Source organism: Corynebacterium sp. HMSC062A03 (assembly GCF_001811145.1).
GTDB lineage: Bacteria > Actinomycetota > Actinomycetes > Mycobacteriales > Mycobacteriaceae > Corynebacterium > Corynebacterium aurimucosum.
Window position 1 is genome coordinate 96636 of the sequence record NZ_KV803645.1, and the last position, 13194, is coordinate 109829.

Annotated in this window: 12 protein-coding genes; all 12 read left to right on the top strand. The window is 59.8% G+C overall.

The genetic code is table 11. From position 1 onward, the window contains the following. Nucleotides 1-25 precede the first annotated feature (25 nt). On the top strand, nucleotides 26-703 hold the full coding sequence (gene rpe / locus HMPREF2781_RS00450; protein ID WP_070444913.1) for a ribulose-phosphate 3-epimerase: 678 nt from the start codon (nucleotides 26-28) through the stop codon (nucleotides 701-703). Then, on the top strand, nucleotides 700-1728 hold the full coding sequence (gene ribD / locus HMPREF2781_RS00455; RefSeq protein WP_083276435.1) for a bifunctional diaminohydroxyphosphoribosylaminopyrimidine deaminase/5-amino-6-(5-phosphoribosylamino)uracil reductase RibD: 1029 nt from the start codon (nucleotides 700-702) through the stop codon (nucleotides 1726-1728). The genes rpe and ribD overlap by 4 nt, the downstream gene beginning before the upstream one ends. A gap of 96 nt (nucleotides 1729-1824) precedes the next feature. Further along, complete coding sequence (locus tag HMPREF2781_RS00460; RefSeq protein WP_070643454.1) at nucleotides 1825-2463, top strand: riboflavin synthase; 639 nt, start codon at nucleotides 1825-1827, stop codon at nucleotides 2461-2463. 11 nt (nucleotides 2464-2474) lie between these two features. After that, entirely contained in the window at nucleotides 2475-3737 is a 1263-nt protein-coding gene (locus tag HMPREF2781_RS00465; RefSeq protein ID WP_070444907.1) for a bifunctional 3,4-dihydroxy-2-butanone-4-phosphate synthase/GTP cyclohydrolase II, read from the top strand. 49 nt (nucleotides 3738-3786) lie between these two features. Next, nucleotides 3787-4269 carry a 6,7-dimethyl-8-ribityllumazine synthase gene (ribH, locus tag HMPREF2781_RS00470; RefSeq protein ID WP_070444904.1) on the top strand — a complete coding sequence of 161 codons (483 nt, stop codon included), beginning with the start codon at nucleotides 3787-3789 and terminating at the stop codon, nucleotides 4267-4269. 202 nt (nucleotides 4270-4471) lie between these two features. Beyond that, nucleotides 4472-4978: a PH domain-containing protein gene (locus HMPREF2781_RS00475; protein WP_236659274.1), complete on the top strand. Its 507-nt coding sequence runs from the start codon at nucleotides 4472-4474 to the stop codon at nucleotides 4976-4978. After that, nucleotides 4978-7032, top strand: coding sequence for an excinuclease ABC subunit UvrC (uvrC, locus tag HMPREF2781_RS00480; RefSeq protein ID WP_070643457.1), 2055 nt, complete (start codon nucleotides 4978-4980; stop codon nucleotides 7030-7032). The genes HMPREF2781_RS00475 and uvrC overlap by 1 nt, the downstream gene beginning before the upstream one ends. 54 nt (nucleotides 7033-7086) lie before the next feature. After that, the gene (gene rapZ / locus HMPREF2781_RS00485) at nucleotides 7087-7968 is read left to right on the top strand and encodes an RNase adapter RapZ (protein WP_070643459.1); all 882 of its coding nucleotides are present in this window, start codon (nucleotides 7087-7089) and stop codon (nucleotides 7966-7968) included. A gap of 78 nt (nucleotides 7969-8046) precedes the next feature. Beyond that, nucleotides 8047-9045: a gluconeogenesis factor YvcK family protein gene (gene yvcK / locus HMPREF2781_RS00490; protein ID WP_070643462.1), complete on the top strand. Its 999-nt coding sequence runs from the start codon at nucleotides 8047-8049 to the stop codon at nucleotides 9043-9045. A 168-nt stretch (nucleotides 9046-9213) separates the two neighbouring features. Further along, entirely contained in the window at nucleotides 9214-10203 is a 990-nt protein-coding gene (gene whiA, locus HMPREF2781_RS00495) for a DNA-binding protein WhiA (protein WP_070643463.1), read from the top strand. Between the two features lie 491 nt (nucleotides 10204-10694). Beyond that, nucleotides 10695-11702, top strand: a complete 1008-nt coding sequence (gene gap / locus HMPREF2781_RS00500) for a type I glyceraldehyde-3-phosphate dehydrogenase (RefSeq protein WP_070444886.1) — start codon at nucleotides 10695-10697, stop codon at nucleotides 11700-11702. 243 nt (nucleotides 11703-11945) lie between these two features. Then, a complete protein-coding gene (gene pgk / locus HMPREF2781_RS00505; protein ID WP_070643464.1) occupies nucleotides 11946-13163 on the top strand; it encodes a phosphoglycerate kinase in 1218 nt (405 codons plus the stop codon). Nucleotides 13164-13194 lie beyond the last annotated feature (31 nt).

A 13194-nucleotide genomic window follows, 5' to 3' on the forward strand; every position in this document is an offset into this window, starting at 1 on the left:
CCCGTGAGGGACTAGGCTGAGTGTCATGTCTGCACACTCGTCTGGTCCCATCATTTCCCCATCCATTCTGGCCGCTGATTTCACCCGCTTGGGTGAGGAGGTTCAGGCCGTGGCCAACGCGGATTGGATCCACGTTGACATCATGGATGGTCACTTTGTGCCCAACTTGTCCTTCGGCCCGGATATTACGGCGACGGTGGACGGGATTACCTCGCAGACCCTCGACGTTCACCTCATGATCGAGGAGCCGGAGAAGTGGGTGGAAACCTACGCCAAGGCCGGGGCTGATTGCATCATCTTCCACGTCGAGGCCGTGGCCGATAAGGAAGCGGCCATCGCCTTGGCCCGCAAGATCCGTGACCTAGGGGTGCGCGCGGGCTTCTCCATCAAGCCAGGCACCCCGATTGAGCCCTGGCTGGATGCCTTGGAGCACTTCGACGAGGTTCTCGTCATGTCTGTTGAGCCTGGCTTTGGTGGTCAGAGCTTCATGCCGGATCAGTTGGACAAGGTTCGCACCTTGCGTGCGGCCATTGACGAGCGCGGCCTCGACGTCCTCATCGAAATCGATGGCGGCATTTCTGCCGAGACGATCCGCTCCGCCGCCGAGGCGGGCTGCGATGCCTTCGTGGCGGGATCAGCCATTTACAAGCAGGCGGATAAGGCGGCGGCCATCGAGGAGCTGCGCCGATTGGCTACGCTGTGAACCCACGCCACGATTCTGCTGTCCTTGCGCAAGCGTTACGCCTAGCCATGGAGGCCGGCGAGCAGGTGCGCGGTACAACGAGCCCAAACCCACCGGTGGGAGCAGTCATCCTTGATTCCGCTGGGCAGGTGGTTGGCGTCGGCGCAACCCAGCCCCCGGGCGGACCGCATGCTGAAGTCATGGCGCTGCGCGATGCAGGGGACAAGGCACGCGGTGGAACCGCGGTGGTCACCTTGGAGCCCTGCAATCACACGGGCCGTACTGGTCCCTGCGCGCAGGCGCTTATCGATGCGTCCGTATCCGCTGTCTACTACTTCCACCCGGACCCCACCCCGCAAGCTGGGGGAGGGTCAACCACTCTGCGTCGCGCCGGCATCACCGTGGGACAGCTCTCGGAACCGGCAGAAGGAGCAGATGCGCTGGAGCCGTGGCTGTGCGCCGTTGCACTCGGTCGCCCGCACGTCACGTTGAAGTTCGCACAGAGCCTGGATGGTTTCACCGCCGCAGTGGATGGCAGCAGCCAGTGGATCACGGGGGAGCAGGCCCGCGAGCATGTGCACCGTGACCGAGCTCAGCGCGATGCCATCCTTATCGGAACTGGCACAGCCTTAGCGGATAACCCGTCTTTGACGGCGCGCTGTGCGGATGGTTCCTTGCGCCCGCAGCAACCGCGGCGTGTTGTCATCGGCTCCCGGGATGTGTCTCAAGGAGGACAAACCAACCTTGAGAGACTAGGTTTTGAGCACTATGCCTCTCCACAGGAGGCCCTAGATGAGCTATATGCCACGGGTGCCCGAGATATTCTCGTCGAAGGCGGCGCGGGGCTCGCAACAAGCTTCATGGAGCTAGGTTGTGTCGACCGGATCCAGGCTTATATAGGAAATGTCATCCTCGGTGAAGGCAGGGGTGTTCTCACCAGTGCTGTGTCGTCGAACTTGGCCCGCGCCCAAAGATGGCGGCGTTGCGCGGTTACCGAGCTCGGCGAGGACCTGCTTGTGGAATATCGCAAGGATGAAAAGCTTTGAAAGCTGGGAAACATTGAAAGCTGGCAAGCTTTCAATGGGTAGAAGATTCAATGACTAGAAGATTTAGAGTGTTAAAAAGAAAGGGAAGTGCGGTCTATGTTTACCGGACTCGTTGAGGAGATCGGTCTCGTCGATAGCGTCGAACCGCAGGGTGATGCCGTGCGGTTGGGTATTGCGGCATCTACCGTATTGAATGACGCGCGACTAGGTGATTCCATCGCGGTCAACGGCGTGTGCCTGACCGTGGCTGAGTTAGGAGAAGGGACCTTCATCGCCGATGTCATGAAGGAATCCTTAAACCGTAGCTCTCTCGGCGAGCTCGCGGAGGGCTCGCCGGTTAACCTCGAGCGTGCGGTGCTCCCGACGACGCGTTTGGGCGGCCATATTGTGCAGGGGCACGTCGATGGCACCGGGACCTTGCTGTCCCGCACGCCTTCAGAGCACTGGGAGGTATTGCGCTTTAGTCTGCCGGCTGAGCTGGCGCGCTACGTGGTGGAAAAGGGCTCCATCGCGGTGCAGGGGACCTCCCTGACGGTATCGGCCTTGTCAGATGGGCAGGAAGAGCCCGGTGCGGAAGCCTTCTTTGAAGTCTCACTCATTCCCACCACCCTGCGCGATACCGTCTTTGGTTCCATGAAGCCAGGCGCCCGAGTAAATCTCGAGGTAGACGTGGTTGCCAAGTATGTGGAGAAAATGGTTCACCCTAACGCCCACGGCGCGGGAACAGAGGGATAGAGTTAGTCCTTATGAGCGCTGCAGATTCAGCTTTTAGTTTAGATAGCGTCGACCAAGCCATCGCCGACATCGCGGCCGGCAAGGCAGTCGTCGTCATAGATAATGAGGACCGTGAGAACGAAGGCGACCTCATCTTCGCCGCTGAGCTCGCCACCCCGGAGCTTGTGGCCTTTATGGTGCGCTATAGCTCCGGCTACATTTGCGCGCCGCTGCTCCCGGAAGACTGTGAGCGGTTGAACCTACCTCCAATGCTGGCGGTGAACCAGGACGTGCGCCAGACCGCCTACACCGTGACGGTGGACTTGGCTAACGGCTCGACGGGTATCTCCGCCACCTCGCGCTGCGACACCATTCGGCGCTTGGCTGATCCTTCCTCTGAACCGTCGGAGTTCACACGCCCTGGCCACGTGGTCCCGCTCGCTGCCCGCCCGAATGGTGTGCTCGAACGCGATGGGCATACGGAAGCTGCCATCGACCTGGCCCGGCTGGCCGGTCTGCGCCCTGCCGGCGTGCTGTGTGAAATCGTCTCCGAAGAGGACCCCACGGACATGGCCCGCTCGCCGGAGCTGCGTCGCTTTGCCGACGCTCACGGGCTGACGATGATTTCCATCGAGCAGCTCATCGAGTGGCGTCGTCACAACGAACAACAGGTCCGCCGCGAGGTAGAAACCCGCCTGCCCACCGAGTACGGCGAGTTCCGCGCGGTGGGCTATTCGAGTGACGTCGATAAGCGCGAGCACATCGCCCTCTTCGTTGGTGACGTGGAGAGTTATAGCGGTGCGGAGGATGTGCCCGTTCGTGTCCACTCTGAGTGCCTTACAGGGGACGTCTTTGCCTCTCAGCGCTGTGACTGTGGGCCGCAGCTGCAGGAATCCCTTCGTGCGGTGCAGGAAGCAGGACGCGGGATCGTCATCTACCTGCGCGGACAGGAAGGCCGCGGCATCGGTTTAGTGAATAAACTCAAAGCCTATCGCCTGCAGGACAAGGGAATGGACACCGTTGATGCCAACGTGGAGCAGGGCCTGCCCGAAGATGCCCGCGAGTATTCCGTGGCAGGCCAAATCCTGCGGGATGTAGGCGTGAAGTCCGTGAACCTCTTGACCAATAACCCGCACAAGGGCGAGGGTCTACAGGGCTTTGGCATTGATGCCACCGCACGCACCGCGTTGGCTACCCCCGCGACGGCGGAGAACATCAGCTATCTGCGCACGAAGCGCGACCGGATGGGGCATGATCTGCCACAGGTCGCTGAATGGGACCAGAAGCACTCGTAAGGCATTAAGCCGGAAAATCGAGCTGAAAACTAAAACAAAGGAGCACCCAATGAGCAAGGAAGGCTTGCCAACCCCGAAGAATGTCTCGGGTGAAGGACTCCGCGTCGCGGTTGTCACCGCCACGTGGAACGCCGAGATTTGTGATCAGCTGCATCGTCGCGCACTGGAGACCGCTGAAGCAGCCGGTGCCGTTGTGACCCCGCTGCGCGTTGTGGGCGCTTTGGAGCTCCCCGTAGTGGTCCAGGCCGCGGCGCGCACGCATGACGCCGTGGTGGCACTGGGCTGTGTTGTCCGTGGCGGTACTCCGCACTTTGATTATGTGTGTGATTCCGTCACCCAGGGGCTGACCCGCATCGCGCTCGATGAATCCACTCCGGTGGCTAATGGTGTGCTCACCGTCAACGACTATGATCAAGCAGTTGATCGCGCTGGCTTTGCAGACTCCGCGGAAGATAAAGGTGCAGAGGCCATGCAGGCAGCTTTAGAAACCGTGCACACCTTGCGTACACTGGACGAGTCAAACCTAAAGTAGGCTGCCACGCGCAACCACGGCGCCCTGCATATCAGCACAGAGCCGTGGCCTGCCTCAGCGGAGTGATGAGGAGATGGAAAACTCGATGACGGACCCACAGGTGCCCTTGGGCCATGAAGAGCGGGAACAGTCAGCTCACGCCAATTCGTCCTCGCAATCCTTGCGGCCAGCCGCATCGAGCTCTGCGGGGGGCGCACCGCGCATGAGCGAGGAGCAGTTGTTGGCCTATACCAGCGCTGATCCTTTTGCCCAGACCTCATCCAAGCCTTGGGAATATGAAGCGACGTCGCCTTACCTGCGCAAGGTGGCGATCATCTGGATCATCCTCGTCATGGCAGCGCACTTATTTATGGGCTTCACTGTGGGCTTGTCTTTTACCGGCGCAACGGTGACGACTATTGATAAGTTCGCTTTCCCCGGGGTGGGCGTGGTGATTTCGATCCTGTCGTGGTTGGCATTGACTCGGCCGCGACTCCGCGCGAACTCTGATGGGGTAGAGATCCGCAACATTCTAGGAACCCGCTTCTACCCGTGGCAGGTCATCTACGGCCTATCTTTCCCTGAGGGATCACGCATGGCGCGTATTGAGCTGCCTGACTTCGAATACGTGCCGGTTTGGGCCCTGCAGTCAGGTGATAAGCAGAACGTCATCACCAAGGTCCGCTCTTTCCGTGACCTGGAAGCCCGCTACATGCCGCAGGATGACTAGTGGCTGATCCCTCTGAGTACCGCCCCGCGCCCGGAAGCATCCCCACGGATCCGGGCGTTTATAAGTTCCGCGATGAGAACCGCCGCGTCATCTATGTGGGCAAGGCGAAGAACCTGCGCGCGCGGCTATCAAACTACTTCCAGGACATCACCCAACTGCACCCGCGAACCCGCCAGATGGTTCTGACTGCGGCCTCAGTCGAATGGACTGTGGTGGCCAGCGAGGTGGAAGCACTGCAGCTGGAGTACACGTGGATCAAGCGCTTCGATCCACGTTTCAACGTCATGTACCGCGACGATAAAACCTACCCTATGCTCGCGGTATCTGTGGGGGAGACCGTCCCGCGTGCGTTCTTCTATCGCGGCCCACGCCGCAAAGGAGTGCGTTATTTCGGCCCTTATTCCCATGCCTGGGCGGTGCGCGAATCCCTCGATCTTCTGACTCGAATCTTTCCCATGCGCACGTGCGCCAAGGGTGTGTATAACCGTCACGAGCGCTTAGGACGGCCGTGTCTTTTGGGCTACATCGGCAAGTGCGATGCTCCCTGCATTGGCCGCGTCAGCCCCGAGGAACACCGCGAGACGGTCAACCAGCTCATCAGCTTCATGAATGGCAATACCGCCCCGGTGCGCAAGAGGATAACTAAGCGCATGGAGGAGGCGGCGGAGAACCTAGAGTTCGAGTTGGCAGCACGCCTGCGCGATGACCTCGGCGCGATAGACAAATTGATGGAGCAGCAAGCCGTGGTTCTGTCCGATGGGACGGATGCAGACCTCATCGCGTTTAGCTCCGATGAACTTGAAGCGGCGGTGCAGATTTTCCACGTACGTTCGGGCCGCATCCGCGGTCAGCGTGGTTGGGTGGTCGAGCGCTCTGGTGATCAGGCAACGACAGACGTGGTGGAGGAGGGCCAAGCAGATCCGGGTCTGCCGGCACTGATCCAGAACTTCCTCATCCAGTTCTATTCGGATGCCGTCGAGCGTCAGCGCCAAGAGGCTGCCGAGGACGCCAAGTTGGAGCGCAGGGGAGTGGACCAAGAATCCCATGCTGACACACGGCAGGGTAACGCCATTCCTCGCGAGATTCTGGTCCAAGCCCTTCCAGATGAAGCTGACGAAGTCAAGATTGTTCTCGAGGAGTTGCGAGGCGCCCAGATTGACTTGCGCGTCCCGCAGCGCGGCGACAAGCGCGCACTGATGGAGACCGTCGAGAGGAATGCCAAGGAGCAGCTGAAACAGCACAAGCTCAAGCGCGTGGGCGATCTGACTGCCCGGTCCGCAGCACTTCAGGAGCTGCAGGAGGCGCTAGGCATGGATTCCGCGCCGCTGCGCATTGAGTGTACGGATATCTCGCACATTCAAGGTACCGATGTCGTGGCTTCCTTGGTGGTCTTCGAAGATGGCCTGCCACGCAAGTCTGATTACCGCCGCTACCGCATCAAGGAGGCTGCGGGTGATGGACGCTCCAACGATGTCGGTTCCATCGCTGAGGTGACTCGCCGCCGCTTCAAGCATCACCACGATGACAAGCGAGCGGTTCCGGACGAGGAGCTGGAGAACACTACCTTCGCCGAAGAGATGGTGCACGAAGAGGCGGCGAGCCAGACCAAACGTAGCTCCTACCCACCGCAGCTTTTCATTGTGGATGGAGGCGCACCGCAGGTGGCTGCGGCGCAGGCGGTTTTCGACGAACTCGGCATCGTGGACGTAACCCTCATCGGTCTGGCGAAGCGCCTAGAAGAAGTGTGGGTTCCGGGTGATGATGAACCGGTGATTTTGCCCCGCAATTCTCAGGCGCTCTTCTTGCTCCAGCACCTCCGTGATGAAGCCCACCGTGTCGCCATTTCCTATCACCGCCAGCAGCGCTCGAAGCGTATGCGCTCATCGGTTCTTGATGCCGTTCCGGGCTTGGGGCCCCAGCGTCGTACTGACCTGGTCAAGCACTTCGGTTCGGTGAAGAAGCTCAAAGAAGCCAGCGTGGAAGAGATTGCTGAGGTCAAGGGTTTCGGGCCGAAGTTAGCGCAAACAGTATTTGATCATCTTCACGCTTCCTAAGAAGGCTTGGCTGTCGAGATAATTCCCACCGAGGACTCTGAATAGGTGGTAAGAATGGAAGCCATGACGCTGTTTGATTCCCCACCCATTTTGATCACCGGCATGTCAGGCGGTGGCCTGACGTCGGCGGCTAAAGTGCTGGAGGATAAAGGCTATTACGTAGCCCACAACATTCCCCCCAAGGCAATCGTTGACCTACTCAAGTTGTGCGCGAGCCCGGAATCCCCGGTTTCTAAAATTGCCGCGGTGACCGATGTGCGCTCCCGCTTGTTCCCGGGTTCCTTGGCAGAAACTCTTGATGAACTCGAGCAGTTAGACATGAAACCGACACTGCTTTTCCTCGACGCGCGGGATGATGTGCTCATTCGCCGCTTCGATTCAGTTCGTCGTACGCACCCGCTGCAGGACGGGGAAACCCTCAAGGCGGGCATTCAGCGCGAGCGCGCAGCAGTACAGTCCATCCGTGACCGCGCGGATATCATCATTGATACGACCAATCTGTCTGTCCACGACCTGCGCCGCGCGATCGAGGCCTCTTTCGGCGAGATGGGTCATGAGCTACAGCACGTCACGTTAGAGTCCTTCGGCTTCAAGCATGGCTCCCCGCGTGACGCAGATCTTGTCGTCGATGTCCGCTTCCTTCCCAATCCTTATTGGGTGCCTGAATTGCGGGGATACCGCGGTACTGATGAACCGGTCGCAGACTACGTCCTCTCCCAGGACGCCGCTGAACCCTTCATTGATCACTTCATCACCATGCTTGACTCGATGCTTTCCGGCTACCGGCACGAGGGCAAGAACTTCATTACCGTAGGCATCGGGTGCACCGGTGGGCATCACCGATCTGTGGCCGTTACGGAGGAGATTGCTCGCCGTCTCAGGGAGCGCGGGGATCTGGATGTGAGCACACTGCACCGTGACATCGCCCGGGATTAGGTGCGATAAGATAAAAATTCATTCCCTACCCTTGGATGACCGAAAGCTAATATTTCCGTGACGTCTCTCCCTACCCACATGGCTAGCCTGGGCGGTGGCCATGGTCTTTATCAAACCCTTTTGGCTGCGCGCCGCACCGGCGCGGAGGCGATCTCTGCCATCGTCACTGTGGCTGATGACGGCGGTTCTTCCGGACGGCTGCGCCGCGAGATGGACATTATTCCGCCGGGTGATTTGCGCATGGCGCTCGCCGCGTTGTCGAGTGACTCAGAGGAGGGCCAGATGTGGGCCTCAACGCTGCAGCACCGCTTCCAAAGCACCGGCGCCATGGCCGGCCACGCGGTGGGTAATCTCCTCATTGCCGGACTCACTGAGGTCTTGGGGGACTTCCAAGCGGCGCTTGACGCGGTGGGACGGCTAACGCAGTCTGCGGGCCGCGTGCTGCCGGCTGTGAATCTGCCGCTCGATATCGAAGCCGACGTGGCCGGGCTTGACGACGATCCCCGCATCATGCGCTCTGTCCGCGGCCAAGTCGCCGTGGCGTCCACCGTGGGGCAGGTTCGCCGCGTCCGGATCATCCCGGAGAAGCCACAGGCCAATCCGGAAACCATCGCGGCCCTGCGCGATGCGGACCTCATCACCTTGGGCCCGGGATCGTGGTTTAGCTCGGTGCTTCCACACGTCCTCGTACCGGAGATTGTCAACGCAATTACGTCCTCGGATGCGCTTCGCGTTGTGGTACTTAACCTTTCCGCGGAACCAGGGGAGACCCAGGGCTTTTCAGCTGAGCGCCACCTGCACGTCTTAGCGCAGCATGCGCCAAACCTGCGGGTAGACAAAGTAATCGTCGATGGTTCTGGTCTTCCGAATGAGTCGGAGCGAGTTTTCGTGCAGCGTGCGGCCAGCGTGCTCGGTGCTACGGCGGTCTTCCGCGATGTGTGCCAGAGCGATGAGAACGGACATTCTCTCAACAAGCATTGCCCAGACAAGCTCGCGCAGGTACTGACTGAGCTTTATACCGACTATGCCGCTCAGCGCGATTCTTCAGCGGGTGCCCCGGGCACTCACCGCGGCTAAGTGCACGATAGACTAAGTGGCATTCATCGCTCACCGCAGCGTCGCTGCGCTTCACAGGCGCGGTGGTGCGTGCTGTGTATGCACGAGCTCAAGGCCCTTCTAGGGCCAGTTGCACCACTGCTGCTTTCTGCGGTGAGTTACATCAAGAGTTGAAAGGGGAGGCACGAGGTGTCTGCGTCATTGACCGATCAGGTCAAGGAGGAACTTACGGCGGTGTCCGTACCGCGCCAGTCCGCTCGTGCGGCGGAGGTTGCCGCGATCCTCAGGTTCGCCGGCGAGCTCCACATCACCGGAGATAGGGTGATGTACGAGGTCGAATTGGAATCGAAGAGCGTAGCCACTCGCTTGGTCACCGCACTCGACGAGTTGTATTCGATTTCTGCGAGCACCCACGTAGCCGGCCTCGCCGCATCCTCTAAAAAGAGCAGAGTGCAGGTGCGAATCACTACCGGGGCCAAGGAGTTGACTAGGCGCCTGGGGTTGGTGACCCGCTCGGGTCACCCAGTCGTGGGCCTGCCACCGCAAGTAATCTCCGGCTCTGTTGCGGCTAATGAAGCAGCTTGGCGCGGCGCGTTTTTGGCGCAAGGTTCGCTAACCGAGCCGGGCCGGTCTTCAGCGCTGGAGGTGACCTGTCCTTGCCAGGAGGCAGCACTCGCTCTCGTAGGCTGCGCGCGTCGTTTGGGTGTAGCGGCGAAAACTAAGGAGACCCGCGGGGCCGATCGCGTCGTGGTGCGTGATGGCGATGCCATTGGTGCGTTGCTGACCAGAATGGGGGCCCAAGAGACTCGACTGACGTGGGAGAAGAAACGTATCCAACGCGAAGCCCATGACACCTCCCGCCGCCTAGACAACTTCGATGACGCCAACTTACGCCGTTCTGCCCGTGCGGCAGTTACAGCTGCGGCTCGCGTCGAACGCGCCATGGTTATCTTGGGCGATGACGTCCCGGAACATCTCGCGGACGCCGGCCGCCTACGCGTGCAGCACCGCGAAGCTTCCTTGGAAGAGCTCGGACGCTTGGCTGATCCGCCGATGACCAAGGACGCGGTGGCTGGGCGTATTCGCCGCCTGCTTTCTATGGCAGATAAGCGCGCGAAGGAACTTGGTGTGCCGGATACGACGAAGGCAGTGACAGAGGAACTTTTTGAGGAATCCTAGTCTCTCGTTTTAGCCCCAGACGCAGTCGAATGTTGTGCCCGTTCGGGCACCATCGCGACCGTCTGGGGCAATTTTTTGACTATCGATGGTGAATTTATGACCGGCGATAACCGGTTTATTTTTGGATTCACCCGCTCTTTTTTGCTTTAGTGAGATATCCCACCTTGCCCTCTTTAGGGCCAACACAATCCCACATAAACGGGCATATCTGCAGGTGTGTGCGTTTGGGGGATTGTCTTAAGTAACTAGCGGTCCATCTAGTGTACGCCCCTTTGCCCTTTCGTGCGAGCATCTTGGTTGGGAACCTGAATGCGCACTGCAGGATGCAAAATCCGTGGGTACTATCGGCCGTGTTGGGAAAACCACCGAGCACGTCACGGAAGTGGCAGGGCAACGGTGCCGCAAGAACGGTCCACCGCACTGCCTATAAAGACAAAGTCTCGGAAGCCCCCACAATTGAACTTCACTCGATTATCTGAGGAGACATTACAGTGACCATTCGCGTAGGTATCAACGGATTTGGCCGCATCGGCCGCAACTTCTTCCGTGCAGTCGCACAGGGCAACAACGACCTCGAGGTCGTCGCAGTTAACGACCTGACGGACAACGCAACCCTGGCCAACCTGCTCAAGTACGACTCGGTTCTGGGCCGCTTCGACGGTGAGATCGAGCACGACGACGAGTCCATCACTGTCAACGGTCACAAGATTGCAGTCTCCGCAGAGCGCGATCCGAAGAACCTGAACTGGGGCGAGTACAACGTCGACATCGTCATCGAGTCCACCGGTTTCTTCACCGATGGTGAGGCTGCCAAGGCTCACATCGAGGCCGGCGCCAAGAAGGTCATCATCTCTGCACCGGGCAAGAACGTTGACGCAACCTTCGTCTACGGCGTTAACTCCGATGAGTACGACGCTGAGAAGCACAATGTCATCTCCGCCGCATCCTGCACCACCAACTGCCTGGCACCGATGGCCAAGGTCCTGCACGAGAAGTTCGGCATCGAGAAGGGCCTGATGACCACCATCCACGCCTACACCGGTGACCAGCGCATCCAGGACGCTCCGCACCGCGACCTGCGCCGCGCCCGCGCCGCAGCCGTCAACATGGTTCCGACTTCCACTGGTGCAGCAAAGGCTGTCTCTCTGGTTCTGCCGGAGCTGGAGGGCAAGCTGGACGGTTACGCAATGCGCGTTCCTACCATCACCGGTTCCGCTACCGACCTGACCTTCCAGGCATCCCGCGACGTCACCGCTGAGGAAATCAACGCTGCTATCAAGGAAGCCGCCACTGGCGAGTTCGGCGAGACCCTGGGCTACACCGAGGACCCGATCGTCTCCACCGACATCATCACCGATTCCCACGGCTGCATCTTCGATGCTGGCATGACCAAGGTTTCCAACGGAAACTTCGTCAAGGTCCTCGGCTGGTACGACAACGAGTGGGGCTACACCAGCCAGCTTGTGCGCACCACCTCCCTGGTTGCCTCTAAGCTCTAAAGCTTCGCCCTCTGAAATGAGCACAGTGAAGCAAGCTGTGATTGCCTGCGGAAGCACCGCGGGCTAGATACCGGCCCACGCGCCGCGCCTACTATCTCTGAATATGTGGCGTGCGCTGGGCCGGTAGTCGTCTTTAAGGAACGAGTACGCGCTTTCACGCACATCGCGAATCAGGTTCCGGCACACTTTCTAATTGAATAGCATTAACCTTTAGCTTGAGTACCCACCTTTAAGGAGAACACAATGGCTTTCAAGACTTTGGACGATCTGCTCGCAGAAGGCGTTTCCGGCCGCCACGTCCTTGTTCGTTCTGACTTCAATGTCCCGCTTGATGATGAAGGAAACATCACCGACTCTGGCCGCATCACCGCCTCGCTGCCGACTATCAAGGCGCTCATTGAGGGGGGAGCGAAGGTCATTCTGTCGGCACACTTGGGGCGTCCGAAGGGCGAAGTAAACCCGAAGTACTCCCTCGCGCCAGTCGCAGAGGCTCTCTCCGAGGCGCTGGATCAGTACGTTGCCCTTGCCGGCGACGTCAGCGGTGAAGACGCTCACGAGCGCGCCAACGGCCTCAACGATGGCGATGTTCTCCTCCTGGAGAATGTTCGCTTTGATCCGCGCGAGACCTCCAAGGATGAGGCTGAGCGCGGCGCCTTCGCCGATGAACTCGTCGCCCTGGCTGCGGACAACGGTGCCTTCGTCTCCGATGGTTTCGGTGTTGTTCACCGCGCACAGGCCTCTGTGTACGACGTCGCCAAGCGCCTGCCAGCATACGCCGGCAAGCTGGTGCAGAAGGAAGTGGAAACCCTGGCTGCGGTAGCAGAGAAGCCAGAGCACCCGTACGTGGTCGTTCTGGGCGGCGCCAAGGTTTCCGACAAGCTCGGTGTGATCGAAGCGCTTGCCGGCAAGGCCGACAAGGTGATCATTGGCGGCGGCATGTGCTACACCCTTTTGGCTGCGCAGGGCTACAACGTCCAGAACTCCTTGCTGCAAGAAGACCAGATTGACAACTGCAAGGAGCTGCTCGAGCGCTTCGGTGAAAAGATTGTCCTGCCGGTCGACCTCGTTGCTGCAACCGAGTTCGATGCTCAGGCAGAGAACAAGGTCGTCGCCCTGGACGGTATTCCGGAGGGTTGGCAGTCTCTCGACATCGGCCCGGAGTCGGTGAAGGAGTTCGACGAGGTCATCGCTTCTTCCAAGACCGTCTTCTGGAACGGCCCAATGGGTGTCTTTGAGATGGAGGCCTTCTCCAAGGGCACCGCCGGTGTGGCACAGTCGATCATCGACGCCACCGCTAAGAACGGTTCCTTCACCGTCGTTGGCGGCGGTGACTCCGCAGCTTCCGTCCGCCTGCTCGGCCTCGATGAAGATGGCTTCTCTCACATCTCTACCGGTGGTGGCGCTTCCCTCGAGTTCCTTGAAGGCAAGGAGCTGCCGGGCGTCAAGGTCCTGGAAGCCTAAGCACTTAAACCGTCAACTCAGTCTGATTTAG

Excerpts from the sequence above, each read along its gene's own strand:
- rpe (WP_070444913.1), top strand. The coding sequence starts at position 26 with ATGTCTGCACACTCGTCTGGTCCCATCATTTCCCCATCCATTCTGGCC.
- HMPREF2781_RS00460 (WP_070643454.1), top strand. The coding sequence starts at position 1,825 with ATGTTTACCGGACTCGTTGAGGAGATCGGTCTCGTCGATAGCGTCGAA.
- HMPREF2781_RS00465 (WP_070444907.1), top strand. The coding sequence starts at position 2,475 with ATGAGCGCTGCAGATTCAGCTTTTAGTTTAGATAGCGTCGACCAAGCC.
- ribH (WP_070444904.1), top strand. The coding sequence starts at position 3,787 with ATGAGCAAGGAAGGCTTGCCAACCCCGAAGAATGTCTCGGGTGAAGGA.
- HMPREF2781_RS00475 (WP_236659274.1), top strand. The coding sequence starts at position 4,472 with ATGAGCGAGGAGCAGTTGTTGGCCTATACCAGCGCTGATCCTTTTGCC.
- rapZ (WP_070643459.1), top strand. The coding sequence starts at position 7,087 with ATGGAAGCCATGACGCTGTTTGATTCCCCACCCATTTTGATCACCGGC.
- yvcK (WP_070643462.1), top strand. The coding sequence starts at position 8,047 with ATGGCTAGCCTGGGCGGTGGCCATGGTCTTTATCAAACCCTTTTGGCT.
- pgk (WP_070643464.1), top strand. The coding sequence starts at position 11,946 with ATGGCTTTCAAGACTTTGGACGATCTGCTCGCAGAAGGCGTTTCCGGC.